Raw genomic sequence first — 24,522 nt, forward strand, 5'->3', positions numbered from 1 at the left:
TGTGATAGCGCTCACGGCGTGAGGTCTACCGGTGTCTTGCTTTCCTCGCCGGGAATCTCCCGGACCAGCTTCGGCACCAGGAACCCCGGCAGCCGTTTGAGCAGTTCCCGCACCAGCCTGCGCGCTTCATTATCCGGAACATCAAAGTGGTGAGCACCGGCCACCGGATCAAAGGCGTGCAGGTAGTAGGGCATGACGCCGGCATCAAACAGGGTTTCGCTCAGCTCTTCGAGAATCCCGGGGGTATCATTGACACCCTTCAGGATCACGCTCTGGTTCAGTAATGTGGCTCCGGCCGAACGCAGGTAGCCGAGCGCCCGGCGGGTCGGCTTGTCAATTTCTGCGGGGTGATTGACGTGGAGCACGATGACAACCTGCAGCGGGGAACTGCTGATCCACTTGAGCAGGGGATCACAGACGCGCTGGGGAATCACCACCGGCAACCGGGTGTGCAGGCGGATTCTGCGGATGTGGGAAATGTTGGCGATGTCCGACGCCCAGCGGGCCAGCAGTCGATCGTTAACAGCGAGGGGATCGCCGCCACTGAAAATGACTTCGTTGAGTTCCGGGCTCTCGCGCAGGGTGCGAAGCACCTGGTCCCGGTCTTCCGGGGTGAGGCGCTGCTCGTCGTAAGGGAAATGCCGGCGAAAGCAGTATCGGCAATTGATGGCGCACTGGCCCGTAACCATCAACAGTGCCCGGCTGCGGTATTTCCGGATCAAGCCGGTGGTCTGGATGGCGCCATCCTCCTGAAGAGGGTCGCGGACAAAACCGGCCACTTCATCCACTTCCTCGACTCGGGGAAGCACCTGCCGGAGCAATGGGTCATCGGGATTTCCGGGCGTCATCCGGGCAATAAAGGGCTCCGGCACCCGGATAGGAAACAGCCGGTGTCCGGCCCGAGCGCCCACCAACCAAGAGTCAGCGGGCAGGTTCAGTCGTTCAAGCAGTGCCTCGGGCGTGGTGACCGAGGCAGACAGGAGTTCCTGCCAGCCCCGGGAATCCTGTTCACAGATGTGGGCTTCTATACGGGCGGGGGTTCGCTGTATCATAGCGACCTTTGAAATTTTAACGACATTGTGTCAGGTGGACATTTCATGGCTTCATATTCTACCAACGAATTCCGCGGCGGTCTTAAGGTTTTGCTGGATGGCGACCCCTGCATCATTCTCGAGAACGAATTCGTAAAGCCGGGCAAAGGCCAGGCCTTCAACCGGGTAAAACTGCGGAACCTGATGACCAACCGTGTCTGGGAGCGGACCTTCAAGTCTGGTGAGAGCCTGGAGGCGGCTGATGTTATCGACCAGGACATGGAATACCTCTATACCGACGGTGAGTTCTGGCACTTCATGAAGACCGATGGGTCCTTTGAACAATATCCGGCCGACGCCAAGGCAGTGGGCGATACCGTCAAGTGGCTCAAGGAACAGGACGTGTACACCGTCACGCTGTACAACGGTGCTCCCCTGACCGTTACCCCGCCCAACTTCGTCGAGCTGGAAGTGGTTGATACCGATCCGGGCATGAAGGGTGACACTGCCCAGGGCGGCTCCAAGCCGGCGACCCTGTCCACCGGTGCCGTGGTCAACGTGCCCCTGTTCATCACCATCGGTGAAGTGCTGAAGGTCGACACCCGGACCGGCGAGTACGTCAGCCGCGTCAAGAGCAGCTGATCCGGCAATGACCGATCAACCTGTCTGGCAGCCTGCTGCCTCGCAGGCTGCCCTGAAAAGCCGTGCACAACAACTGGCGTTTGTGCGCGGCTTTTTTGCGCAAAGAGGGGTGATGGAAGTCGAAACCCCGGTGCTGGGGCGCTGCGGAGTTACCGACGTGAACCTGGACGGCGTCCCGGCGCAGGTTTCAGCATCCGGCATCGAGGGTGGCTGGCTGCAAACCTCCCCCGAATACCATATGAAACGCCTGCTGGCCGCCGGGTCTGGTCCTATCTATCAGGTTTCGAAGGTCTTCCGTAATGGTGAGCGCGGGCGGCGGCACAACCCGGAATTCTCGATGCTCGAGTGGTATCGCCCGGGGTTCGATGACCGTGAGCTAATGGAAGAGGTCTCGGACCTGGTATGCGGATGGCTGGGCTGCGAGCGACCGGAGATCATGCATTACCGGGATGCCGTGAACAGGTGGGCGCAGGTCGACCCGTTCGGGTCCACGAACCGGGAACTGATGCGCCGGTGCGAGGAATGGCTGGAGCCGGAACAACTGGCGGGGCTGGGGCGGGATGGTTGCCTGGACCTGCTGATGAGCTTCGCAGTCGAGCCCAATCTCGGGTTTGGACGCCCGGTCTTCATCACCGGCTATCCCGCTTCCCAGGCCTCGCTGGCCCGGGTGTCGGAGCGTCAGGGTTACCCCATGGCTCACCGGTTTGAGTTGTACCTCCGGGGGCTGGAGCTGTGCAACGGTTACTGGGAGCTGACTGATCCGGCAGAGCAGCGGCGCCGTTTCGAGGCCGACAACCATCAACGCCGATTAGCGGGCAAACCCGAAATACCGATCGATGAGGCCTTCCTAGCCGCGCTGGAGCAGGGCCTGCCGGATTGTGCCGGCGTCGCCCTGGGACTGGACAGGTTGCTTATGCTCAAGCTCGGAGCAGCCGATATCTCGGACGTGCTGGCCTTCCCGTTCGAGCGCGCCTGAGTTCAGGCCAGTTCGCCGAAGGCCTCGCCCATGCGCACGGTCTTGCCGGCCACCTGATCGTCGTTCCAGCTGACGGCGCCCTTGGGCATCACCATGATCACCGTAGAGCCGAGCCGGAACCGGCCCATCTCCTCGCCCTTGGCAAACTCGCGGGCCTGCTCGCCCTCGTACTGGAAATCCGTCACCAGACCGTTGCCCGGCACTACAACGCCGGACCAGACGGTCTCGACACTCCCGACAATCATCGCGCCCACCAGCACCATGGCCATGGGGCCGGCTGCAGTGTCAAAAATGCAGACTACCCGCTCGTTGCGGGCAAACAGGTTCGGCACGTTCTCCGCCGTCACCGGATTGACCGAAAACAGCTTGCCGGGGATGTGCACCATCTCCCGAAGCTTGCCCGCCATGGGCATGTGGATCCGGTGATAGTCGCTGGGGGCGAGGTAAATGGTGGCAAATTCGCCTTCGGAAAACGCTTCTGTACGCTGCAGGTTGTCACCCAGCAACTCATTGAGGCTGAAAGACTGACCCTTGGCCTGGAAAACCCGATCACCGGTCACCTGGCCCAGCTGGGAGATCTTGCCGTCCACCGGGCTGACAAGGGTCTTCTCGCCCTCGGCAACGGGGCGGATGCCGGGCTTCAGCGCCCGGGTGAAAAATGCATTGAAACTCGGGTAAGCGGTCGGGTCCGGTTCTGCCGCTTCACTCATATCCACGCCGTAGCGACCGATAAACCACTTCACCACACGGTTCTTCAGACCCGGATTGCCTTCGCTATCCGCGAACCGACCGGCAAGCCGGGAGACGGCCAGCTGCGGAGTGATGTACTGGCTCAGAACGAACAGTTTATCGAGCATCAAAACGAACCCTTTGCTTGAGAAGGCGCGCAGTTTAGCAAAACGGCCCAGGGGTGTAGAAACGGTTTTGCCGCTTTGCGACTCAGTCCACCTTCAGGCCCCGGGCCCGCTGCTCGGCCATGTCCGTCAGAATCCGGTGAAAACTCTTCAGCCGCTCCGGACTGATCAGCCCCTCTGCGGCGGCGGCCTCAAGCGCACACCCCGGATCCCCCATATGCCGGCAGTTACGGAACTTGCAGGTACCGATCAGATCCCGGATTTCCCGAAAACCGTATTCAATCTCCTGCGGCGTCATGTGCCACAGCCCGAACTCACGGATACCAGGCGAATCAATCAGATCCCCGCCCAGGGGCAGATGAAACAGCTTGGCAGTGGTCGTGGTGTGAACGCCCTTGCCGGTACTCTCCGAAACCGCCCCCACGCGAAGGGACTCCCCGGGCAACAACGTCTGAATGATCGACGATTTACCCACGCCGGACTGGCCAACAAACACACTGGTCTGATCCTTCACCAGCCGGGAAACCTCGGGAGAAGGCTCATCGCCGGATTCAGCGGCCGACGTACGCACCACCTCATAGCCTAGGCTTTCATAGCGGGACAGCAGCTCTTCAATCTGATCCCGGTTTTCATCGGCAATCAGGTCCGTCTTGTTCAGCAGAATCACCGCTGGAATATCGCTGGTTTCGGACGCCACCAGATATCGGTCAATCAGATTGTCATGGGGCTCCGGTTCCGGGGCGATCACCAGAATGATGTGATCAATATTCGCAGCCACCGGCTTCAGAGCCCCGAAATTATCCGGTCGCTGCAGCAGATTCTGCCGGTCACAACGGGCGACAATCACCCCTGTCTCACTCTTGCCCTTGCGCCAGACAACCCGGTCACCGGTCACCAGACTGTCAATATTGGCCCGGACAAAACACCGGAACACCGTGCCGGCATCCTCACCTTCCAGGGCCTCCACATCCAGCTGCTGGCCATAATGGGCGATGATCAGCCCTTCCTGCTCATGCCCCAGCTCACCGGCCTCGGCCTGCTGCTCAATGGCTTTCTCTTTCTTTGCAGCACGGGCGGCCCGTTCCTGCTGGATTTTCTTGATACGCCACTGTTGCTGTTTGTTCAGTCGCCGTTTTGCCATAAATGATTTGAGAGATCCCGTGAAAGTTCGTCATCGACCGTGCCATCATACTGGAATCCCTGATTGGTCGCTGTACTATGGCGGCCTTTCGTTGTGAATTCACCGCGCTGGTCCGGGGCTGTGGTGGGGCTTTCCTCCCGGGAATGTTGAAGGCCAGGGATGGCCTGAAACAAGCGCACATGGACGTGCTCGAAGCGGTTCCCGGGAGGAAAGCCCCACCACAGCCATGCACCATAACTAGAAGGTTGGGGGGAAATAGATGTCAGACGGCAACCGCCTAATTTGGATCGACCTTGAAATGACTGGCCTCGATCCGGAAAAAGAACGCATCATCGAAATGGCCACCATCATCACCGATGCCGAGCTGAATATTATCGCAGAGGGACCCGTCATCGCCGTCCACCAACCCGATAGCCTGCTCGAGGCCATGGACGAATGGTGCACCAACACCCACGGCGCCAGCGGCCTGACCAAACGGGTCAAAGAAAGCACCATCAGCGAGGCCGAAGCCGAACAGGAAACCCTGGCGTTCCTGAAAAAACACGTGGGGTCGGGAGAGTCCCCCCTGTGCGGCAACAGCATCGGGCAGGACCGCCGCTTCCTGGTCAAGTACATGCCGGAACTTGAAGGCTTCTTCCACTACCGCAACCTCGACGTCTCCACCGTCAAGGAGCTGGCCCGCCGCTGGCGCCCCGACGTGCTCGACGGCGTGCAGAAAAAAGGCAGCCACCTCGCGCTGGACGACATCCGCGACTCCATCAACGAACTGCGCCACTACCGGGACCACTTCTTCAAGCTGTAAGCCCGTGCCGGCGTAACGCCCAGTGCACATGCTCGCGGACCATCTCCGAGGGATGGTCCGCCCGCTGTTTCAGTGCCTCCACCACCGGAATCGTGGTCGGGGCATTGCCCAACCCGACCGCCAGATTCCTGAGCCAGCCCTCATAACCCGTCCGCCGGATGGCTGACCCCTCCGTCCGCTTCAGGAACTGCTCTTCCGTCCACAGGAACAACTCCGCCAGCGAGCTGTTATCCAGCCCGTGCCTGGGCTGGAAATCCTGCTCCGCCGTCGGCTTGCTGAACTTGTTCCACGGGCAGATTAGCTGGCAATCGTCACAGCCGAACACCCGGTTGCCCATTTTCGGGCGCAGCGGCTCCGGAATCGAACCTTTCAGCTCGATGGTCAGGTAGCTGATGCAGCGCCGCGCATCCAGCAGATGCGGACCAACAAAAGCGTCTGTGGGGCAAATCTCAAGGCAGGCCGAGCAACTGCCGCAGTGTTCGGTATCAAAAGCCGGGTCCACGGGCAGTGGCGCACTGGTAAAGATCTCGCCCAGGAAAAAAAAGGAGCCGGCTCTCGGGTGGATCAGCATATTGTTCTTGCCGATCCAGCCCAGCCCGGCCCGCTGTGCCAGCGCCCGCTCCAGAACCGGTGCACTGTCTACGAAGGCCCGGTAGTCGAAACCGCTCACGGCTTCATCAATCCGCCTGGCCAGGGTCGCCAGGCGCTTGCGCATCAGTTTGTGATAGTCCCGTCCCACAGCGTAACGGGTCACATAGGCGGTTTCCCGGTCAGTGAGCGCTTCTTTCGGGTTATCCGGTGCCGGCAGGTAGTCCATGCGCACCGAAATGACCCGAGCGGTACCGGGCACCAGAGACGTCGGGGTGTAACGCTTGTCCCCGTGATGGCCCATGTACTCCATCTCGCCCTGGTAACCCTCGGCCAGCCAGTCCTGCAGTCGGTCGGCGTGGGCGCCCGTGTCCGGCAGGGTAATGCCCGCGTCGGCAAAGCCCAGCTGCCTTGCCCATTCGCGGATTTTCTCCGGCAAATCATCAAGTTCGGGCGGTTCTGACGGGGTTTCTTTCGGCTCGGTCATGGCTGCATTATCGGTGGCTGTGGTCCGGGTGGATTCACTGCGGAAGTTTAATTTGATTAAGTTATGACCTTTTTCAGTGTTTTGCTATGCTTTACAGACATCTGGCCAATTTTCTTAAACCGGTTTCTGTAACGGGAGCTCAGGCTCATGCCGCCCATATCTGCGCACAGTCTACCAGACGCCCTGTATTCCGCCGATGCTGTGCGGCAGATAGACCGCTATGTCATTGAAGAACTTGGCGTAGATGGTTTCGAGCTGATGCAGACTGCAGCGTACGCCGCTTTCCGTCGACTGGTCCGGCGCTGGCCGGACTGCGGGCCGGTTCTGGTGTTGTGTGGGGCCGGTAACAACGGCGGCGACGGTTACCTGGTGGCGGCCAACGCCAAGCGCCACGGTTTGACTGTCTCGTGCATTGCCGTGGCCCCGACGGACAAGCTTTCCGGTGATGCCCGGAAGGCCTGGCGGAAGGCCGTTGCTGACGGCGTCGAGGTGCGTGAGCTGTCAGCGATTGACGACGCCAGCCTCGCTGGCGCATTTGAGCATGCCGGACTGATTGTGGATGCGTTGCTTGGGACCGGTGTGTCCGGCGCGCCCCGGGAGCCTTTTGCCGGTGTCATCGCCCGATGCAATGCCAGTGGGGTGCCGGTACTGGCGGTCGATGTGCCCTCGGGACTGAATGCCGCGACCGGTGTGGCGGACGGTGATGTGATCCGGGCCACGATGACGGTCACGTTCATTGGGCTCAAGTCCGGGTTGTTCACGGGGCATGGCCCCGCAGTGTGTGGTGAGGTGGTTTTCGATGCCCTGGGTACCGAAAACGACATCGACGCCAGCGGCCAGGTTCCGGTTGCCCGTCTGCGGGACTGGGAAACGATCGGGCGCTGGCTGCCCAGGCGTGCGGCCAACGCGCACAAGGGGCGTTTCGGACACGTGCTTATTATTGCCGGGGACCGCGGCTATGGCGGTGCCGGTCTGATGGCGGCGGAAGCAGCCGCCCGCTCCGGAGCGGGGTTGGTCTCACTGGCAACGCGCCCGGAGCATGTATCTTCTGTTCTGGCCAGGTGCCCGTCCGTGATGGCGCACGGTCTTATCCATGGGTCCGAGCTGCCGCCCTTGCTGGAGGCCGCTTCGGTGGTGGTGTGCGGGCCCGGCATCGGCAAGAGCGCCTGGGGCCAGCAGATGCTCCAGCAGGTCCTGGCTACTGACATCCCCAGGATTCTCGATGCCGATGCCCTGAATCTGATGGCGGCCAGGGTCGCGGTCCCCTCGGATCGGCAGGTGTTGACGCCTCACCCCGGAGAAGCAGCCAGGCTGCTGGCGTGTACCGTGGCAGAAGTGGAAGTTGATCGTCTGGCGGCGGCGAGGAAGCTGCAGTCGGTGTTTGGAGGTGTCGTCCTGCTCAAAGGTGCAGGGACCGTGATTGCCTCTGGCTCAGAGGCGGTGGATATCGTCAGTGGCAGCAACCCGGGCATGGCGACCGGTGGCATGGGTGATGTGCTGGCGGGAATTCTCGGCGCAATGTGCGGTCAGCTGGAGGATCTTGCCAGGGCCACCGTTCTCGGAGCCTGCGCCCATCTGGCGGCGGCTGACCGGGCTTCGGAAACCCGCGGCTACATGGGGCTGATACCCACCGATGTGATCGATAACCTGCCGCAGGTTTTCCGGCAGATTGAATTTTCCGATAGTCAGGAACGGGGGATGAATGACGATTTACGGTAACGAGCGCCGCCTGTTTCTAGAGGGCGAGGCAGAGACCGAAAAGCTGGGTCGAGAGCTGGCCCGATTGGTCATCGAGTCGGAGCAGGGTCTGACGGTCTTCCTGGACGGCGACCTCGGCATGGGCAAGACCACATTGAGCCGGGGCGTCATGCGCGGCCTGGGACACGAGGGCGCCGTGAAAAGTCCCACCTATACCCTGGTGGAGCCTTACGAGCACCTGAAGCCGCCGGCCTATCATTTTGACCTCTATCGTCTGGGGGATCCGGAAGAGCTGGAGTACATGGGGATCCGGGATTATTTCTCCGGAGACAACCTTTGCCTGATTGAGTGGCCCGAGCGGGGCAAGGGGGTTCTCCCGGAGCCTGATCTCGAAATCCACCTCGAACGTGAGGGGGATGGCCGTTCCGTGATTATCCGGGCACGCTCGGCCCAGGGTGCCCATTTGATGAACGAGCTGGAACTGGTCGGTCCTGACCATTGACGACCAGTGATTGCTGATACTTTGCAGGTACGCGGTATGTTCAAGGGAAAACGCAGCCTTACCACCTTTCTGATGCTGGCAATACTGTCGGTCTGGGCATCCGGTGCGACTGCCGGTGGCCGTGTCGAGGGCGCAAGGATCTGGCCCGCGCCGGACCACACCCGGCTGGTTCTCGACGTGACCGGTCCGCTGCAGCACAACATCTTCTCCCTGAGCGGGCCTTCACGGCTGGTGATTGACCTGAGTAACGCCTCCCTGAAGGCTGATCTCGGCAAGCTGGATCTGTCCGGTAGCCCGATTCAGCGGATCCGCAGTGCACCGCGAAACGGGAACGATCTGCGGGTTGTCCTTGATCTGAAGAATGACATCAAGCCCCGCAGCTTCCAGCTCGAACCCAATCAGCAGTATGGTCACCGCCTGGTGGTGGACCTGATCGATGAAAGCGGTAGCCGGCTCGAAAAGGCGACGCAGCCCACCGTAACCCAGGATTCGTCCGGCAAGCGGGACGTGATCGTTGTGATTGATGCCGGCCACGGTGGTGAGGATCCGGGCGCGATCGGTCCGCGGGGAACCCGGGAAAAGGACGTGGTCCTCAAGATGGCGAAAACCCTCGAGGCCCTGATCAACAAACAGGCCGGCTACACCGCCAAACTGACCCGTACCGGCGACTACTATGTGGGATTGCGGAACAGGACGCTGCTGGCGCGGAAATACAATGCGGATCTGTTCGTGTCGATTCACGCCGACGCCTTCCGCACGCCGCAGCCGAAAGGGGCCTCGGTATTCGCGCTGTCCCAGCGCGGGGCCACCAGTGAGACCGCTCGCTGGCTCGCGCAGAGCGAGAACCGGTCCGACCTGATCGGGGGCACCGGCGGAGTGTCCCTGGATGGGCGGGACGACATGCTGGCGGGGGTGCTCCTGGACCTGTCCATGACGGCCAGTATCAACGCCAGCCTCGGGGTCGGCAGCTCGGTACTGGGCAAGCTGGACCGCGTTGCCAAATTGCACAAGCCGGGCGTGGAACAGGCGGCCTTCGTGGTCCTGAAATCGCCGGATATTCCTTCGATCCTGGTGGAGGCGGGCTTCATCTCCAATCCCCAGGAAGAGAAGAACCTCTCCACGGACTGGTATCGCAGCCGACTGGCGGGCGCGATCATGGATGGTATCAACGATTACTTCCGCAAGTCGCCGCCGCCGGGCACATTACTGGCCTGGCAGAAGCAGAAAGCGAAGGGTGGTAATGATGTCAGCCACTACCGGATCCAGCGTGGCGATACCCTGTCCGGGTTGGCCAAGGAAAACCAGATTTCCGTGAACGAGTTGATGCGTTTTAACGGCCTGAGGGATGACCGTGTTATGGTAGGGCAAACCATTCGTATTCCCGCATCCTGAGCAAGAGGTTTTCCCGTAACATGCCCCACATTCATTTGCTTTCTCCCCGGCTGGCAAACCAGATAGCCGCGGGGGAGGTGGTGGAGCGTCCCGCGTCGGTCGTCAAGGAACTGGTTGAAAATGCCCTGGATGCCGGTGCTTCCCGGGTTGATGTGGAAATAGAGCAGGGTGGCGTCAAGCTCATTCGTGTCCGTGACGATGGCGGTGGCATCGAAGAAGGCGATCTCCCGCTCGCCCTGAGTCGCCACGCGACCAGCAAGATCACCAGTCTCGACGATCTCGAAGCCGTTGCCTCGCTCGGATTCCGGGGGGAGGCTTTGGCGAGTATCAGCTCTGTATCCCGCCTGACTCTCACCTCCCGGACGGAAAACCAGGAGGCGGCCTCCCGGGTCGAGGTTGAGGGGCGTGAAATGGACGCCAGGATCTCGCCAGCGGCCCATCCGGTCGGTACGACCGTCGAGGTCCGGGACCTGTTCTTCAACACGCCGGCCCGGCGCAAGTTCCTTCGCACCGAGAAGACTGAATTCAACCATGTTGACGAGTGTATCCGTCGTCAGGCCCTGAGCCGGTTCGATACCGGCTTTACCCTGCGTCATAACCAGCGGGTGGTGCAGAGCCTGCGACCGGCCGAGTCGCCCCTGGATCGCGAACGCCGTATTGGCGCACTGTGCGGGCAGCAGTTCATCGACAATGCCGTGGTCATTGATGCCGAGGCCACCGGATTGCGGCTCTGGGGCTGGGTTGCCCTGCCGACATTCTCCCGCAGCCAGGCGGATCTGCAGTATTTCTTTGTCAACGGCCGCGTAATCCGGGACAAATTGGTGGCACATGCCGTGCGGCAGGCCTATCGGGATGTGCTGTACAACAATCGCCATCCTGCTTTCGTGCTTTACCTGGAAGTGGATCCGGCGACGGTGGACGTGAATGTGCATCCCACCAAGCACGAGGTGAGGTTCCGGGACGGCCGTCTGGTCCACGATTTCATTTTCCGTACGTTGCACCGTGCGCTGGCGGATGTCCGGCCCGATGATCATCTTCGTGGAGCGGTGGCCCAGTCCTTCGGGCGGGAAGCCGAAGCCCGGTCGGCGGGCATGGAAAGTGGTGCGGGCGGCAGCCCGCAACAGGGATGGACCTACCCGCCCCGGGAAAATGCCGGTCCCGGCTCTCCGGCCCCCTCCGGTTTCGGGGGCGAGCGGCCTGCGATGCCCCAGCAGGAATGGCGGGCCAGTGACCAGATGGCCTTCTATCAGTCCCTGAATGCCGGTGGCGGCGTTGCCACCGAGGCTCCGCCAGATTCAGGCGGGCTGGCACAGGTGCAGGCGACACCGCCTGCCGACAGCGAGGAGGAGCCGCCCCTGGGCTATGCTGTTGCTCAGTTGCACGGCATCTACATTCTTGCCCAGAGTCGTTCCGGGCTCATTGTGGTCGACATGCACGCAGCCCATGAACGCATTACTTACGAGCGGATGAAGCGCGCTCTGGCGGAACAGGATCTCAAGAGCCAGCCGTTGCTCGTGCCGGTGTCGCTGGCGGTCAGCCAGAAAGAAGCCGCGCTCACGGAAACCCATGGCGAGGAGTTGCAGCAGCTGGGTCTGCAGATTGAGCGGATCGGCCCGGAGACCCTCGCCGTCCGGCAGGTGCCGGCGCTGCTGCGCGGCGCCGATACCGAGCAGCTGGTGAGGGATGTGCTGGCGGATCTGATCGAGCATGGCCAGAGTGACCGGGTTGAGGCAGTCACCCACGAGTTGCTGGGCACCATGGCCTGTCACGGCTCGGTGAGAGCGAACCGCCAGTTGACCATTCCCGAGATGAATTCCCTGCTGCGGGACATGGAGGCAACTGAGCGGAGTGGCCAGTGTAACCACGGTCGCCCTACCTGGACCCTGGTAACCCTTAGCGAGCTGGACAAGCTGTTCCTGCGGGGACGTTGAGAGAGCGTCGATGACGAATCGTGAAACGCCGGGCAAGCATCCGCCCGCGATTTTTCTGATGGGGCCCACGGCATCGGGCAAGACCGATCTGGCGATCGCATTGTGTGAGCGTTTGCCCTGCGAAATTATCAGCGTCGACTCCGCCCTGATTTACCGGGGCATGGATATCGGAACGGCGAAGCCGTCAGCCGAAGAGCTGGCGCGGGCGCCCCATCGTCTCATCGATATCTGTGATCCGTCCGAGAGTTATTCTGCCGCCGATTTTCGCCGCGATGCCCTCGTCGAAATGAAGCAGATCACTGAAGCCGGACGCATCCCGTTGCTGGTCGGTGGCACGATGATGTACTTCAAGGCTCTCCTGCATGGCATGTCCGGATTGCCGGCGGCGGACCCCGCATTACGGGCCAGGCTTGAGGGTGAGGCAGCGGAGAGAGGCTGGCCGGCCCTCCATGAAGAGCTGCAGCGGACGGATCCGGTGGCAGCCCGGCTGATTCACCCCAACAACCGGCAGCGACTTCTCAGGGCATTGGAGGTGATCCGGTTGACGGGCAGGCCGATCTCGGCTTTCTGGCGGGCTGAGGACGGCGCGCAGGCCGGTGCCGAGAGGGCGTCCGGGGACGCCGGCGTCGAGGATTACACCTATTTCACCCGGTGGCAGGCAGACGACGGGACAGCTCTGCCGTATACTGTAACGCAACTTGCAATCGCTCCGAGCGAGCGAAAAGTGCTTCATGAGCGGATCGAACTGCGTTTCCGACGAATGCTGGAGGCCGGCTTCCTGGATGAAGTCCGGTCGCTCATGGCCCGGGGTGACCTCGATCCGGAACTTCCTTCGATGCGTTGTGTCGGTTACCGGCAGGCATGGGAATACCTGGCCGGTGACGGGGACTATGAAGAGTTTGTGAGCAAGGGGGTGGCCGCGACCCGCCAGCTGGCGAAACGGCAGCTTACCTGGTTGAGAAAATGGTCCGATGTTCACTGGCTTGACAGTGACGATAAAATGGTCGCGGCAAAAGCCTTGAAAAAGCTCGGACTTCGCACCACATTAAAATCTGAATAACGACGATCTGCATCTACTTTAAAAAACAGGAGAACACACATGTCAAAAGGGCACTCCTTACAAGACCCTTACCTCAATGCATTGCGCAAGGAGCGCATCCCGGTTTCCATTTTTCTGGTCAACGGTATCAAGCTTCAGGGCCAGATTGAGTCTTTTGACCAATTCGTGATTTTGCTGAAAAACACTGTCAGCCAGATGGTCTACAAGCACGCAATTTCCACTGTGGTTCCTGCCCGCAATGTTCGCATTCCGCAGCAGAACCCGGCAGGTGAAGGTGAGTCCGAAGACTGATCTTTCCGGCCATTCCGGTATTGCCACCCGCGTTTCCGAAGAGCCGCCAACGGCTTCAGGTGCGCGGGTGTTTCTTTTTCTGAAGGGTTGATTCTGATGACCCGGGAGTCTGTACAAGTTGTTTGAGCGTCCTGATGTCGGCGAACGGGCGGTTCTGGTTCACATCGATTTTACCGCCTATGAGGATTCCGAAGACCTGGAAGAGTTCCGGGAGCTGGTGACCTCTGCCGGTGTGGAGCCCGTGGCTGTGGTTTCGGGCTCGCGCAAGCAGCCCAGCCCGCGTTTGTTTGTGGGTGAAGGCAAGCTGGAAGAAATCCGTGATGCCATTGCCGCTTACGAGGCGGATGTGGTGTTGTTCAATCATGCTCTGAGCCCCAGCCAGGAGCGGAACATTGAGCGTGACCTCAAGTGCCGGGTGCTGGATCGCACCGGGGTTATCCTGGATATCTTCGCCCAGCGGGCCCGCACCCACGAAGGCAAGCTTCAGGTGGAGCTGGCCCAGTTGGAGCATATGTCCACCCGCCTTGTGCGAGGCTGGACACACCTGGAGCGGCAAAAGGGTGGTATCGGCCTGCGGGGGCCCGGTGAGACCCAGCTGGAGACCGACCGCCGCCTGCTGAGGGAGCGCATCAAATCCATCCATAAACGGCTGGAAAAGGTCCGCAGGCAGCGCAACCAGGGGCGTCGTGCCAGGCACCGGGCTGATATTCCAACGGTGTCGCTGGTGGGGTACACCAACGCAGGTAAGTCCACCCTGTTCAATTGCCTGACAACCTCGACGGTCTACGCCGCCAACCAGCTGTTTGCGACCCTGGATCCCACCCTGCGCCGGTTGGAACTTCCCGACATCGGGCCGGTCGTATTGGCGGACACGGTCGGGTTTATCCGGCACCTGCCGCACAAGCTGGTGGAAGCCTTCCGGGCAACTCTGGAAGAGACCACCGAAGCCAGCCTGCTCCTGCACGTGATCGACAGTCACGATGGCCGTCGCGATGACAACATCGAACAGGTGGAAAATGTCCTCGCTGAGATCGGTGCGGACGAGATTCCCGTATTACAGGTGTTCAACAAGATTGATCTGCTGGAGGGGTTCACTCCCCGTATTGACCGCAACGAGGAAGGCATCCCGGTCCGGGTCTGGGTGTCGGCGGTGACTGGCGAGGGTCTGGATGTTCTGTTTGACGCCATTGTTGAACGGCTGGCCGAGGACGTGGTGCACCATTTCGTGTTGCTCGGCCCGGCCGATGGCAAGCTACGGGCACTGCTGCATGAGGCGGGCTCCGTGCTGAGCGAAGAGCACCGGGAAACCGGAGACAGTGTGGTGGAAGTCCGGTTGCAGAACCGCGACTGGCTCCAGTTGCTGAGCCGGGCGGGCATGAAAGAACACGAAATTCGTCTTGAAGACAGCCACGCCTGAGAGCGTAAACTGTTGCCGGGGCGAGCATAAATCCCTAGTATTTGCAGCCATTCGACAAGTTAAGGAACGGAGAGCACTATGGCCTGGAACGAACCGGGTGGAAACCGTAACGACAACGATCCCTGGGGGACCGGTGGTGGTCGTCGCGGCAATGATCAGGGGCCGCCAGACCTCGACGAGGCGCTGAAAAAGGGCCTGGACAAACTGAACAAGATGCTGGGCGGCAAAGGTGGAAAATCCGGCGGCGATAGTGGCTCCGGCGGGAATGCCGGCGGCTTCGGCGCCATCATTGCGCTCGCGGCGATACTGGTTGTCGGTTACATCGTTTACCAGTCTTTCTACACGGTGGACGAGCAGGAGCGGGCTGTTGTGCTTCGCTTCGGTGAGTATTCCCGGACTGAAGATCCGGGGCTGCGCTTCAAGGTGCCGCTGATTGACGACGTGCGCAAGGTGCGGGTCACCAACGTTCGCAGTGCCGAGTCCGCGGGCCAGATGCTCACCCAGGATGAAAACCTGGTCACCGTTGACCTCCAGGTGCAGTACCAGGTCAGCAATGCCCGGGACTACGTGCTCAACGTGCGGGATTCCAATCAGGCCCTCGCGTTTGCCACGGACAGTGCTTTGCGGCACGAAGTGGGCAGTGCCACCCTCGATGACGTGCTGACAGAGGGTCGTGCCGAGCTGGCCATCAACGTGGAACAGCGGCTCCAGGCATTCCTGCAGGAATATGGCGCTGGTCTTCGGATCGTCCGTGTCAACGTGGAAAGCACCCAGCCGCCTGGCCCGGTCCAGGATGCGTTCAGGGAAGTTCAGCGGGCCCGCGAAGATGAGCAGCGCTCGATCGAAGAAGCCGAGACTTACCGCAACAAGATCGTTCCAGAGGCTCGTGGTCGGGCGCAGCGCCTGATTGAAGAAGCCAATGCCTACAAGTCTCGGGTCGTTGAGACCGCGCGTGGTGAAACCGCCCGTTATCTGGATCTGCTTGCGGTGTATTCCGATGCGCCCAAGGTCACTCGCGAACGCATGTACATCCAGGCTCTGGAAAACGTGATGTCCAACACCAGCAAGGTGTTTGTGGACACCAAGTCTTCCAACAACATGATGTATCTGCCGCTGGATCAGATGATCAAGCGCAACACGGCGACCGGTGGTCGTGACAGCTCCGGAAATAGCGGTTCCATGAGCGGCCAGGTTGATATCCAGTCACTGACGGACGAAGTCCTGCGCGAACTGCGCAATCGTCAGGCCACCAATTCCAGAACGGGGAGATAATCAATGGGTCCGAAGAGTATTATCGGCCTTGCCGGTGCCTTGATCGTTGTTCTGGTGGTGTCGGCCAGTGTCTACATCATTCCGGAAACCCACCGGGGCGTATTGCTGCGCTTTGGTGAGCTGATTGAAACCAACATTCCGGCGGGCATCCATTTCAAGGTGCCGGTGATTGATCAGGTGAGGGAGTTTGACGTACGGGTACTGACCACGGATCTTCCGGCACATCAGTACCTGACCGTCGAGAAGAAACCCCTGGACGTGGACTCCTACATCGCGTGGCAGATTGCCGATGTCGATACGTTCTACCGGTCAACCGGTGGTGACGAGTTCCGTGCCCAGTCCCTGCTGTCCTCCCGGGTGGACAACGGGCTGCGTAACGAGTTCGGCGTGCGCACCATGCACGAGGTCGTCTCCGGCCAGCGGGATGAGCTGATGCATACCCTGCGCGACCAGGTGAATGAGACCTCGATCGACGAGTTCGGTATCCGGGTTCTGGACATCCGGGTCAAGGCCATCGAGCTGCCCCAGCAGGTCAGTGAGAACGTGTATCGCCGTATGGCAACCGAACGCGAAAAGCTTGCCCAGGAATTCCGCTCCCGCGGACGTGAGGCCGCGGAAGGTATTCGTGCCGATGCCGATCGCCAGCAAACAGTGATTCTGGCCGAGGCATTTGCCAAGTCCGAAGAGTTGCGCGGTGAGGGTGACGGTGAGGCTGCACGTATCTACGCCGATGCCTACAGCCAGGATGAGGAGTTCTACAGCTTCTATCGCAGCATCACGGCATACCAGAATGCGTTCTCCAACAAGGATGACATCATGGTCATCGACTCGGACAGCGACTTCCTGAAGTTCCTGAAGGATCCTCGGGGCGCCACCAACTGATCCGGGTTTGACACGGGAAACCGGAATACCTTCGTATTCCGGTTTTTTTGTGCCCGACAACCGTGTAAAATTCGGCCGGTTTTGTTTCGGGTTTTTCAGACCCCGAGTTCACCACAAATCCTGAGTGCTCCCCTCGGCCATCGGCGTCGTTGCGGGAATAACAGACAACGGAATCTCATGACAGTATCTGATCGCTGGTTACTGCCGGACGGGGTAGAGGACATTCTGCCGCCGCTGGCCGGACGGATCGAATCCCTGCGCCGGGACGTAATGGATACCTGCCAACGCTGGGGCTACCAGCTGGTCATCCCGCCCCTCATCGAATACCTGGAATCCCTGTTTACCGGTACCGGGCATGATCTGGAGCTGCAGACCTTCAAGCTGACCGATCAGCTTACCGGACGGATGATGGGCGTTCGGGCCGACATGACCCCGCAGGCCGCCCGTATTGATGCCCACACCCTGGGCCAGGAAGGTATTACCCGTCTGTGCTATGCCGGCCATGTACTGCACACCCGGCCGCGCCATATGCTGACCGGGCGTACGCCGATCCAGGCCGGATGCGAGCTGTTTGGCAGTGCCTCCGAAGCCGCCGACATGGAAGTGATCAGCCTGATGCTGGAGACTCTCCGGGTCGCTGGCCTGCCACGCATTCACCTGGATCTGGCCCACGTTGCGATCTACGAGAGCCTGATCGGTGAGGCGGACTTCGACCGGGATACTGAAGAGACTATCTTTGATGCCATGGCACGGAAATCGGTGCCGGAGCTCGACGAACTCCTGGGGGACTGTGCCGAAGGCTCCGCCGGCGATCGGCTCCGGAAACTGGCGCGGGTGAGTGGTGGTCCGGAAGCGCTTGCTGAAGCACGGACAATCCTCAGTGGTGCTTCCGAGTCACTGGATGCCGCCCTCGACAAGCTGGAACGTGTGTCCGCCATGCTGACCCGGGACTTCCCGGAGGTCAGCTTCGGTTTCGATTTCTGTGAACTTCGGGGCTACAACTACCATACCGGTCTGGTGTTTGCGGCGTACGTGCCTGGCCATGGGGATTCCGTCGCCAAGGGCGGTCGTTACGATGCCATCGGCAGTGATTTTGGCCGTCCCCGTCCCGCTACCGGCTTCAGCCTCGACATCCGGGCGCTGGTGTCACTGGGTGAGCGGGCAGTGAGGAAAGGCGGAGCGGTATGGGCGCCGGCGGATCAGGATCCCGAGCTGGAGGGAGCAATCGCCGGCTTGCGAAGCACAGACACAGTTATCCGGGCATTGCCGGAGGACGAGGGTTGTGACCCTGCCGCCCGCGGGTGTGACCGGCAATTGGTTAAGAAGGACGGCGAGTGGGTCGTCGAGTCGCTGGACTGAATTGAGAGAGAATCATGGGTAAGAACGTAGTTGTGCTGGGCACCCAGTGGGGTGACGAAGGCAAAGGTAAGATTGTTGACCTGTTGACCGACAAGGTCGCCGCCGTGGTTCGCTTCCAGGGTGGCCATAACGCCGGCCACACGCTGGTGATCGATGGTAAGAAGACGGCTCTGCACCTGATTCCCTCCGGTATCCTCCGCCAGGATGTGCAGTGTCTGATTGGTAACGGTGTGGTCCTGTCCCCGGAAGCCCTGCTCAAGGAAGTCCGGGAGCTGGAAGCGAACGGCGTCGCCGTTCGTGAGCGCCTCAAGATCAGCCTTGCGTGCCCGATCATCCTGCGTACCCACGTGCGTATTGATCAGGCCCGCGAGCGCGCCCGTGGCAACGACAAGATCGGCACCACCGGCCGCGGTATCGGCCCGGCCTACGAGGATAAAGTCTCCCGCCGCGGTGTGCGTCTGGGCGATCTGTGCAATCCGGCAGACTTCGAGGAAAAGCTGCGGGAGATCATGAGCTATCACAACTTCGTGCTCACCGAGTACTTCAAGGAAGAGGCCGAGGACATTGACGCCGCTCTGGAAGAGCTCCGTCAGATGGGCGAGGAAATTCTGCCCATGGCCGCCGATGTGACCGATCTTCTGCACGACTACCGTAAGCGTGGCGAGAATATCCTGTTCGAAGGCGCCCAGGGCTCCCTGCTCGACATCGACCTGGGTACCTATCCGTACGTCACCTCCTCCAACACCACCGCTGGCGGTACCGCCACCGGCTCCGGCTTTGGTCCGCTGTTCCTGGATTACGTGTTGGGTATTACCAAGGCCTACACCACCCGAGTGGGTTCCGGTCCGTTCCCGACCGAGCTCTTTGACGACATGGGCGAACATCTGGCGGTGAAGGGTAATGAGGTGGGCACCACCACCGGTCGTTCCCGTCGTTGTGGCTGGTTTGATGCGGTTGCCCTGCGCCACGCCATCCAGATCAACAGTGTGTCCGGCATCTGTCTGACCAAGCTGGACGTGCTCGATGGCCTGGAAACCGTCAAGGTGTGCGTGGGCTATAAAACCCCGAACGGCGAGATCTTCCGCCCGCCCATCGGCTGCGACAGCTACAAGGACATCGAGCCGCTGTATGAAGAGCTGCCGGGCTGGAGCGAGAGCACCGTGGGCCTGACCAGTGTCGACCAGCTGCCGGAGAACGCCAAGGCGTACATCCGCTTCCTGGAGGAGCAGATCGAGGCGCCGATCGATATCATCTCCACCGGTCCGGACCGGATCGAGACCATTACGCTGCGCCATCCCTTTGGTGAGTAAGCGAAAGCAGCCCTGACGCAAACAGAAAGCCCCGCATTGACGCGGGGCTTTCTGTTTTATGGCTTGGTGGCAATCACGGTGGCGCGTTTCGGGCCGGGGTAGCCTTCCACGGTTCGGGTCGGATCCTCGGGATCGAGGAAATCCTGCAGTGAGTTGAAGCGCATCCAGTCGGTGGAGCGTTGCTCATCGGTTGTGGTCTCGGTCACGTCCACTACCCGGGCGTCCCGAAACCCGGTGCGTTGCAGCCAACGCAAGAGGGTATCGCAACTGGGCAGGAACCAGACGTTACGCATCTGGCCGTACCGGTCCTCGGGCATCAGGCTGTAGCCCTCCGGGCCGTCCACCACCAGGGTCTCCAGTACCAGTTCGCCGCCCCGGCGCAGGGTGCCTTTGAGCTCCAGCAGGTGGTCCAGCGGCGAGCGCCGGTGGTAGAGCACGCCCATGGAAAACGTGGTGTCGAAGGTCTCCAGTCCTTCTGGCAGGTCTTCCATCCGCACCGGCAGAAGGTCGACCGGGACGTCGCCCAGATATTGTTTGACGGCCAGGAACTGGAACAGGAACAACAGTCCGGGATCGATCCCGATCACCCGTCCGGCTCCGGCCCCGAACATGCGCCAGCAGTGGTAGCCCGAGCCACAGCCCACATCAAGGATCTGTCGGCCTCTCAGGTCGGAGAGATGGGGGGCAACCCGGTCCCATTTCCAGTCGGAGCGCCATTCGGTATCAATAAACGTGTCGAAGAAGCGGAAGGGGCCTTTTCGCCAGGGCATCAGCCCCCTCAGGCCTGCCTCCAGCTGACCCTGTTCTGCCTCGGTCAGCATTCGCCCGGCTTCCAGGGTGACGGTCGGAAGGTCCAGTTGTGCGCTTGCTTCCGGCACCGCGGGCAGGGTCTCCAGGGCCCCTGACCAGCGCTCCAGGTCACCGTGAGGGGCTTCCTCGAACTTGTGTTGAAACTGCTCCCGCAGGGCCTCGGCCCAGTCTTGCAGGCCCTGGGTATCGAGTTCGGAGAGAACGGGGTTGAAATAGCGTTGCCAGTCGAAAGTTTTCATGGGTACGTTGTGGTGATCAATTGGCCTTGATGGCCAGCATGGAGACGAAGTTGAAGCACTGGTACCAGAGCAGTACCCGGTCGAAGCCGGCGGCCAGCAACCGTTCACGGTGCTCGGCCAGGGTCTCGGGAATCAGGACTTGCTCGATAGCTGTGCGCTTCTGGCTGATTTCCAGATCGGAGTAGCCATTGGCGCGTTTGAATTCGTGGTGCAGGCGGGTCTGGATTTCCTGCTCCTGTTGCGATTCGAACCGGATTTTCTCGGACAGTATCAGCACCCCGCCCGGACGGGTCGCGGCCGCGATTCGTCCCAGGAGTTCCTCTCGTTTTTCCGGTGGCACGAATTGCAGCGTAAAGTTCAGTGTGGTCACCGAGGCATTGCTCAGTTCGGTGTCCAGGATGTCTTCACAGCGCAGGGTGACCGGGAGCGGAGAGTCGTCCAGGGCGATGTAATGCTCGCAGCGTTCGATCATCGCCGCCGAGTTGTCCACTCCGAACAGCTGGCAATCCTTGTCACCAACACCGTGGCGCATGGCCAGGGTGGAGGCGCCCAGCGAACAGCCAAGGTCATAACAGTTGGAGCCGGGCTGGGCGTACTGCTCGGTGATTACCTCGATCATCGGGATGATGGTGGTGTAGCCGGGGACCGAGCGGCGGATCATGTCCGGGAAGACCCGCGCCACCGACGCATCGAAACGGAAGTCCTCCGGTTTGCGCTCGGTGGCAAACAGGCGGTCGGTGGCCTGTTCCGGTGGCTGAGGTGGAGCCTGGTCCTTACTCATCCGCCGCTCCCTGTTCCGGCACGGCAGGCGCGGTCGGGGATGGGCGGCGGCAGCGCACGCCTCGATTCTTGTAATCCACCAGGATGCCCCGGAAGGAGGGATCCACATCAGCGGCAATTGCCAGGTAGCCATTCTCGCAGGCGGCATGCAGCTCCGACGCTTTGGGCGACATCCGGAACGGCTCATCCGGTGTTACGTGGATGGCCTCGAATTCGCCGACCGGCACGTGGTCCTTGTTGTCCGAATGGTCGATCCGGCCTGACGCCTCCAGTGCCAGGATGGTACCCACGATGGAGACCACGGCGGTGACAATCAGACTGCGAACGGTATAACGGGCCTCACTCTGGCTCATGCCTACCTCGTTGTGAAGTGAATGGATTCGGTCAGTACTGGCCGGGAACGCTGATCGCCGGGGCCTGCAGGGCCGCCATCTGCTCCCGCAGGGCCAGAACCTGGTCGGACCAGAAACGGGGCTGGGCAAACCAGGGGAAGAAGCGGGGGAAGGCGGGGTCATCCCATCGTTTTGCCAGCCAGGCACAGTGGGCGATCTGCCGGTAGCAGCGCAGGGGCTCGATCAGGTGGCGTTCCCGGCGGTTGAAGTCCCGGAACATTTCGTAGCCTTCCAGTAGTTCGCCAAGCTGGGCCCCGCGCTCATGATCCTCGCCGTTAAGCAGCAGCCACATATCCTGTATCGCCGGCCCGGAACGGCAGTCGTCCAGGTCGACAAAAAGCATCTGTTCATCCCGGCACAGAATGTTACCAGCGTGGCAGTCGCCGTGCAGTCGAAGGGTGTTCACCGGTCCGGCCTCGTCGATCCGCGCACCGCACAGCTCCAGTAATTGCGGAATCAGGCTGTCCCAGGCTGGTCGCAGGTCTTCCGGAATCCAGCCACCTTCAACGAGCAACCGGTTGTTGGTCTCGATGCCCTCCATCAGGGCAAAGGCGGGACGCTGGTGAAAGGGTTCGCGAGCCCCGATGTTATGGAGCTGACCGAGCCACTGGCCCAGACGGAACAGGGTGTCGGTGACGCTGGTGTCGGGCGCGTGGCCTCCGCGCTGGGGAAAGACTGCGAACCGGAAGCCTCCGTGCTCGCCCAGGGTGTCGCCACCGGACATGACCATCGGCGCCACCACAGGGATGCCGGCGTCCAGCAGCTCCAGGGTAAAGGTGTGTTCCTCGCGGATGGCGGCTTCGCTCCAACGGCCCGGGCGATAGAACTTGGCAATGACCGGCGCCTGGTCCTCGAGGCCGACCTGGTATACCCGGTTCTCGTAGCTGTTCAACGCAAAAAGGCGGCCGCTGACCGGAAAGCCCGCTTCTTCCAGGGCGTCCAGGATGGAATCCGGGGTAAGGGCATCGTAGGGGTGTCCAGACGTTGCCAGTTGAGGGTCATTGGGCATAGGTAGTGTGGTTAAAAGCCTTCGTTGGTTTGCGATTTCATACGGAGCAAATGGTACCAGTTCTCGTCCAGTTCCCACCGAATATAGTCAATGCCCGGTTCGGCGAGCACGATTTCACCGGCCCTTGCCTGCACCTGTGCCAGTTGCCTTTCCGCACGTTGCCAGTCCCGGTGATTCTCGGGGAGATTCCTCATCCTCGGAAAGATCGCTTTCAGGGCATCTTCCGTCGACATCGTGCGGGACCGCAGGGAGCCCATGATGGCCGTATCCCCTTCAACCCTGAGCACCCGGTGCTGATAGGGGTAGTTGGAGACCAGTTCATCGGATTTGAGCCGCTCATTGAGGCTGATGACCTCGAAACTGCGCCATCCCAGCCAGCCCACGAACAGTGCTGCGACAACCATAACGGCAATAAACTGTTTGCGGTCCGACATCCATGGGGCTCCATTGAATTCTTCCTGGCTGCAAGTATAACGTTTATGGTGGTTCAGGTAATGGTTGCCGGGGAATCGGGGAGACATCACAGGTGACAGAAGCGGATACCCTGGAAGTGCAAACGGTGGTGATCGGTGCCGGTGCGGTCGGACTGGCCATCGCCCGGGAGCTGGCGATGGCGGGCCGGGATGTGATTGTTCTGGAATCCGGTAGCCGGTTTGGCGAGGGTATTTCTTCCCGCAACAGTGAGGTCATCCACGCCGGCATCTACTATCCCGAGGGCAGCCTCAAGGCGCAGCTTTGTGTGGCCGGGCGGAAAAAGCTCTATGACTACTGCATCAGCCGCAAGGTGGGGCACCGGAAATGCGGTAAATGGATTGTAGCAACCAGTGTCGCCCAGCAGACCAGGCTCGCCCGTATCCAGGCCGGGGCAGAGAGCAATGGGGTGTCGCTTGAACTGGTAGACGGCGCCGATGTTCGCGCACGGGTACCGGATATTCGTGTAAAGGCGGCGTTGTGGTCTCCTGAAACCGGTATTATCGATTCCCATGGCCTGATGTTGTCGCTGCTCGGCGAGCTGGAAGATCACGGCGGGCAGCTGGCACTGCGCGCGCCGGTGCTTTCTGCCGTTTCTGAATCCGGGCGCCACCGACTGACGCTCGGGGGCGACTCCCCCTGTACGCTGGTTGCCACTGAGGTTGTCAACGCGGCGGGGTTGGGGGCGCCGGCCCTCGCTGCAAAATGGCAGGGACTTCCTGACAGCCAGCGACCGGCGCAATGGTTGGCCCGGGGCGTATACTTTTCCTACAGCGGTCACCACCCGTTCGACAGCCTGATTTACCCGGTGCCCGAAGCGGGCGGCCTGGGTGTGCATCTCACTCTGGATCTGGCGGGACAGGCCCGTTTCGGCCCGGATGTCGAGTGGGTGGATAGCGAGGACTACACGGTGGATCCGCAACGGGTCCACCGCTTTTCCGAGGGTATCCGGCAATGGTGGCCCGGACTGGATGCTTCACGACTCCAGCCTGCCTACGCCGGGATCCGCCCCAAACTCCGGGGTCCTGACGGGGGCTTCTTCGACTTTCGCATCGACGGGCCCGGTGAGCATGGCATTCCGGGCCTGGTCAACCTTTTCGGGATCGAATCTCCCGGCCTGACCTCCAGCCTTGCCATCGCAGAGCTGGTCCGGGCCAGGCTGGCCTGACGACCGGTCCCGGTCGAA

24 protein-coding genes are annotated in these 24,522 nt (G+C 61.1%); 15 read left to right on the plus strand and 9 right to left on the minus strand.

Annotation, left to right across the window (positions count from 1 at the left end):
* Positions 1–11: 11 nt before the first annotated feature.
* Positions 12–1,052, minus strand: a complete 1,041-nt coding sequence (gene epmB / locus MD273_RS04585; protein WP_239036591.1) for an EF-P beta-lysylation protein EpmB — start codon at positions 1,050–1,052, stop codon at positions 12–14.
* Between the two features lie 45 nt (positions 1,053–1,097).
* Here epmB and efp point away from each other — a divergent pair, with 45 nt between their 5' ends.
* Both efp and epmA read left to right on the plus strand, forming a co-directional pair.
* The gene (gene efp / locus MD273_RS04590) at positions 1,098–1,673 is read left to right on the plus strand and encodes an elongation factor P (protein ID WP_092001142.1); all 576 of its coding nucleotides are present in this window, start codon (positions 1,098–1,100) and stop codon (positions 1,671–1,673) included.
* A gap of 7 nt (positions 1,674–1,680) precedes the next feature.
* Positions 1,681–2,649, plus strand: a complete 969-nt coding sequence (gene epmA, locus MD273_RS04595; RefSeq protein ID WP_239036592.1) for an EF-P lysine aminoacylase EpmA — start codon at positions 1,681–1,683, stop codon at positions 2,647–2,649.
* A 2-nt stretch (positions 2,650–2,651) separates the two neighbouring features.
* Here epmA and asd read toward each other — a convergent pair whose 3' ends face one another.
* The gene (asd, locus tag MD273_RS04600; RefSeq protein ID WP_239036593.1) at positions 2,652–3,506 is read right to left on the minus strand and encodes an archaetidylserine decarboxylase; all 855 of its coding nucleotides are present in this window, start codon (positions 3,504–3,506) and stop codon (positions 2,652–2,654) included.
* A gap of 82 nt (positions 3,507–3,588) precedes the next feature.
* Positions 3,589–4,644 carry a small ribosomal subunit biogenesis GTPase RsgA gene (gene rsgA / locus MD273_RS04605; RefSeq protein WP_239036594.1) on the minus strand — a complete coding sequence of 352 codons (1,056 nt, stop codon included), beginning with the start codon at positions 4,642–4,644 and terminating at the stop codon, positions 3,589–3,591.
* A gap of 259 nt (positions 4,645–4,903) precedes the next feature.
* Here rsgA and orn point away from each other — a divergent pair, with 259 nt between their 5' ends.
* Entirely contained in the window at positions 4,904–5,446 is a 543-nt protein-coding gene (gene orn, locus MD273_RS04610; RefSeq protein ID WP_239036595.1) for an oligoribonuclease, read from the plus strand.
* On the opposite strand, the gene queG is transcribed toward orn, so the two are convergent.
* Positions 5,436–6,521, minus strand: coding sequence for a tRNA epoxyqueuosine(34) reductase QueG (queG, locus tag MD273_RS04615; RefSeq protein WP_239036596.1), 1,086 nt, complete (start codon positions 6,519–6,521; stop codon positions 5,436–5,438). The two genes, orn and queG, sit on opposite strands and share 11 nt — an antisense overlap.
* A 147-nt stretch (positions 6,522–6,668) precedes the next feature.
* Here queG and MD273_RS04620 point away from each other — a divergent pair, with 147 nt between their 5' ends.
* The 11 genes from MD273_RS04620 to MD273_RS04670 all read left to right on the plus strand — a co-directional run bounded on the left by MD273_RS04620 (position 6,669) and on the right by MD273_RS04670 (position 19,635).
* The gene (locus MD273_RS04620) at positions 6,669–8,240 is read left to right on the plus strand and encodes an NAD(P)H-hydrate dehydratase (protein WP_239036597.1); all 1,572 of its coding nucleotides are present in this window, start codon (positions 6,669–6,671) and stop codon (positions 8,238–8,240) included.
* Entirely contained in the window at positions 8,224–8,721 is a 498-nt protein-coding gene (gene tsaE, locus MD273_RS04625) for a tRNA (adenosine(37)-N6)-threonylcarbamoyltransferase complex ATPase subunit type 1 TsaE (protein WP_239036598.1), read from the plus strand. The genes MD273_RS04620 and tsaE overlap by 17 nt, the downstream gene beginning before the upstream one ends.
* A gap of 72 nt (positions 8,722–8,793) precedes the next feature.
* A complete protein-coding gene (locus tag MD273_RS04630; RefSeq protein WP_502846044.1) occupies positions 8,794–10,113 on the plus strand; it encodes an N-acetylmuramoyl-L-alanine amidase in 1,320 nt (439 codons plus the stop codon).
* A 20-nt stretch (positions 10,114–10,133) separates the two neighbouring features.
* A complete protein-coding gene (gene mutL / locus MD273_RS04635; RefSeq protein WP_239036600.1) occupies positions 10,134–12,044 on the plus strand; it encodes a DNA mismatch repair endonuclease MutL in 1,911 nt (636 codons plus the stop codon).
* 10 nt (positions 12,045–12,054) lie between these two features.
* Complete coding sequence (gene miaA / locus MD273_RS04640) at positions 12,055–13,104, plus strand: tRNA (adenosine(37)-N6)-dimethylallyltransferase MiaA (RefSeq protein WP_239036601.1); 1,050 nt, start codon at positions 12,055–12,057, stop codon at positions 13,102–13,104.
* A 39-nt stretch (positions 13,105–13,143) separates the two neighbouring features.
* Complete coding sequence (gene hfq / locus MD273_RS04645; RefSeq protein WP_149598933.1) at positions 13,144–13,395, plus strand: RNA chaperone Hfq; 252 nt, start codon at positions 13,144–13,146, stop codon at positions 13,393–13,395.
* A 118-nt stretch (positions 13,396–13,513) separates the two neighbouring features.
* On the plus strand, positions 13,514–14,812 hold the full coding sequence (gene hflX, locus MD273_RS04650; RefSeq protein WP_239036602.1) for a ribosome rescue GTPase HflX: 1,299 nt from the start codon (positions 13,514–13,516) through the stop codon (positions 14,810–14,812).
* Between the two features lie 78 nt (positions 14,813–14,890).
* A complete protein-coding gene (gene hflK, locus MD273_RS04655; protein WP_239036603.1) occupies positions 14,891–16,084 on the plus strand; it encodes an FtsH protease activity modulator HflK in 1,194 nt (397 codons plus the stop codon).
* Positions 16,085–16,087: 3 nt separating this feature from the next.
* Positions 16,088–16,966, plus strand: a complete 879-nt coding sequence (gene hflC, locus MD273_RS04660; RefSeq protein WP_239036604.1) for a protease modulator HflC — start codon at positions 16,088–16,090, stop codon at positions 16,964–16,966.
* A gap of 177 nt (positions 16,967–17,143) precedes the next feature.
* Positions 17,144–18,325, plus strand: a complete 1,182-nt coding sequence (locus MD273_RS04665; RefSeq protein ID WP_239036605.1) for an ATP phosphoribosyltransferase regulatory subunit — start codon at positions 17,144–17,146, stop codon at positions 18,323–18,325.
* Between the two features lie 14 nt (positions 18,326–18,339).
* Positions 18,340–19,635 (plus strand): adenylosuccinate synthase, encoded by a 1,296-nt coding sequence (locus MD273_RS04670; RefSeq protein ID WP_239036606.1) that lies wholly within the window; start codon positions 18,340–18,342, stop codon positions 19,633–19,635.
* A gap of 56 nt (positions 19,636–19,691) precedes the next feature.
* Here the strand turns inward: MD273_RS04670 and cmoB are convergent, their stop codons facing one another.
* The 5 genes from cmoB to MD273_RS04695 are packed head-to-tail and all read right to left on the minus strand — an operon-like array spanning position 19,692 to position 23,299.
* Positions 19,692–20,684, minus strand: coding sequence for a tRNA 5-methoxyuridine(34)/uridine 5-oxyacetic acid(34) synthase CmoB (gene cmoB / locus MD273_RS04675; protein WP_239036607.1), 993 nt, complete (start codon positions 20,682–20,684; stop codon positions 19,692–19,694).
* A 16-nt stretch (positions 20,685–20,700) separates the two neighbouring features.
* Positions 20,701–21,465, minus strand: a complete 765-nt coding sequence (gene cmoA, locus MD273_RS04680; RefSeq protein ID WP_239036608.1) for a carboxy-S-adenosyl-L-methionine synthase CmoA — start codon at positions 21,463–21,465, stop codon at positions 20,701–20,703.
* Positions 21,458–21,817, minus strand: coding sequence for a PA3694 family proteiin (locus MD273_RS04685; RefSeq protein WP_239036609.1), 360 nt, complete (start codon positions 21,815–21,817; stop codon positions 21,458–21,460). The genes cmoA and MD273_RS04685 overlap by 8 nt, the downstream gene beginning before the upstream one ends.
* 31 nt (positions 21,818–21,848) lie before the next feature.
* Positions 21,849–22,865, minus strand: coding sequence for a serine/threonine protein kinase (locus MD273_RS04690; protein WP_239036610.1), 1,017 nt, complete (start codon positions 22,863–22,865; stop codon positions 21,849–21,851).
* An 11-nt stretch (positions 22,866–22,876) separates the two neighbouring features.
* Positions 22,877–23,299 (minus strand): hypothetical protein, encoded by a 423-nt coding sequence (locus MD273_RS04695; RefSeq protein WP_239036611.1) that lies wholly within the window; start codon positions 23,297–23,299, stop codon positions 22,877–22,879.
* A gap of 92 nt (positions 23,300–23,391) precedes the next feature.
* On the opposite strand from MD273_RS04695, the gene MD273_RS04700 reads away from it, so the two are divergent.
* Entirely contained in the window at positions 23,392–24,504 is a 1,113-nt protein-coding gene (locus MD273_RS04700) for an NAD(P)/FAD-dependent oxidoreductase (RefSeq protein WP_239036612.1), read from the plus strand.
* Positions 24,505–24,522: the final 18 nt, after the last annotated feature.

This window comes from Marinobacter sp. C7, assembly GCF_022343555.1.
In the GTDB taxonomy this organism is placed as follows: domain Bacteria; phylum Pseudomonadota; class Gammaproteobacteria; order Pseudomonadales; family Oleiphilaceae; genus Marinobacter.

Coding starts and splice junctions, on each gene's coding strand:
- epmB (WP_239036591.1), bottom strand. CDS start 1,052: ATGATACAGCGAACCCCCGCCCGTATAGAAGCCCACATCTGTGAACAG.
- efp (WP_092001142.1), top strand. CDS start 1,098: ATGGCTTCATATTCTACCAACGAATTCCGCGGCGGTCTTAAGGTTTTG.
- epmA (WP_239036592.1), top strand. CDS start 1,681: ATGACCGATCAACCTGTCTGGCAGCCTGCTGCCTCGCAGGCTGCCCTG.
- asd (WP_239036593.1), bottom strand. CDS start 3,506: ATGCTCGATAAACTGTTCGTTCTGAGCCAGTACATCACTCCGCAGCTG.
- rsgA (WP_239036594.1), bottom strand. CDS start 4,644: ATGGCAAAACGGCGACTGAACAAACAGCAACAGTGGCGTATCAAGAAA.
- orn (WP_239036595.1), top strand. CDS start 4,904: ATGTCAGACGGCAACCGCCTAATTTGGATCGACCTTGAAATGACTGGC.
- queG (WP_239036596.1), bottom strand. CDS start 6,521: ATGACCGAGCCGAAAGAAACCCCGTCAGAACCGCCCGAACTTGATGAT.
- MD273_RS04620 (WP_239036597.1), top strand. CDS start 6,669: ATGCCGCCCATATCTGCGCACAGTCTACCAGACGCCCTGTATTCCGCC.
- tsaE (WP_239036598.1), top strand. CDS start 8,224: ATGACGATTTACGGTAACGAGCGCCGCCTGTTTCTAGAGGGCGAGGCA.
- MD273_RS04630 (WP_502846044.1), top strand. CDS start 8,794: ATGCTGGCAATACTGTCGGTCTGGGCATCCGGTGCGACTGCCGGTGGC.
- mutL (WP_239036600.1), top strand. CDS start 10,134: ATGCCCCACATTCATTTGCTTTCTCCCCGGCTGGCAAACCAGATAGCC.
- miaA (WP_239036601.1), top strand. CDS start 12,055: ATGACGAATCGTGAAACGCCGGGCAAGCATCCGCCCGCGATTTTTCTG.
- hfq (WP_149598933.1), top strand. CDS start 13,144: ATGTCAAAAGGGCACTCCTTACAAGACCCTTACCTCAATGCATTGCGC.
- hflK (WP_239036603.1), top strand. CDS start 14,891: ATGGCCTGGAACGAACCGGGTGGAAACCGTAACGACAACGATCCCTGG.
- hflC (WP_239036604.1), top strand. CDS start 16,088: ATGGGTCCGAAGAGTATTATCGGCCTTGCCGGTGCCTTGATCGTTGTT.
- MD273_RS04665 (WP_239036605.1), top strand. CDS start 17,144: ATGACAGTATCTGATCGCTGGTTACTGCCGGACGGGGTAGAGGACATT.
- MD273_RS04670 (WP_239036606.1), top strand. CDS start 18,340: ATGGGTAAGAACGTAGTTGTGCTGGGCACCCAGTGGGGTGACGAAGGC.
- cmoB (WP_239036607.1), bottom strand. CDS start 20,684: ATGAAAACTTTCGACTGGCAACGCTATTTCAACCCCGTTCTCTCCGAA.
- cmoA (WP_239036608.1), bottom strand. CDS start 21,465: ATGAGTAAGGACCAGGCTCCACCTCAGCCACCGGAACAGGCCACCGAC.
- MD273_RS04685 (WP_239036609.1), bottom strand. CDS start 21,817: ATGAGCCAGAGTGAGGCCCGTTATACCGTTCGCAGTCTGATTGTCACC.
- MD273_RS04690 (WP_239036610.1), bottom strand. CDS start 22,865: ATGCCCAATGACCCTCAACTGGCAACGTCTGGACACCCCTACGATGCC.
- MD273_RS04695 (WP_239036611.1), bottom strand. CDS start 23,299: ATGTCGGACCGCAAACAGTTTATTGCCGTTATGGTTGTCGCAGCACTG.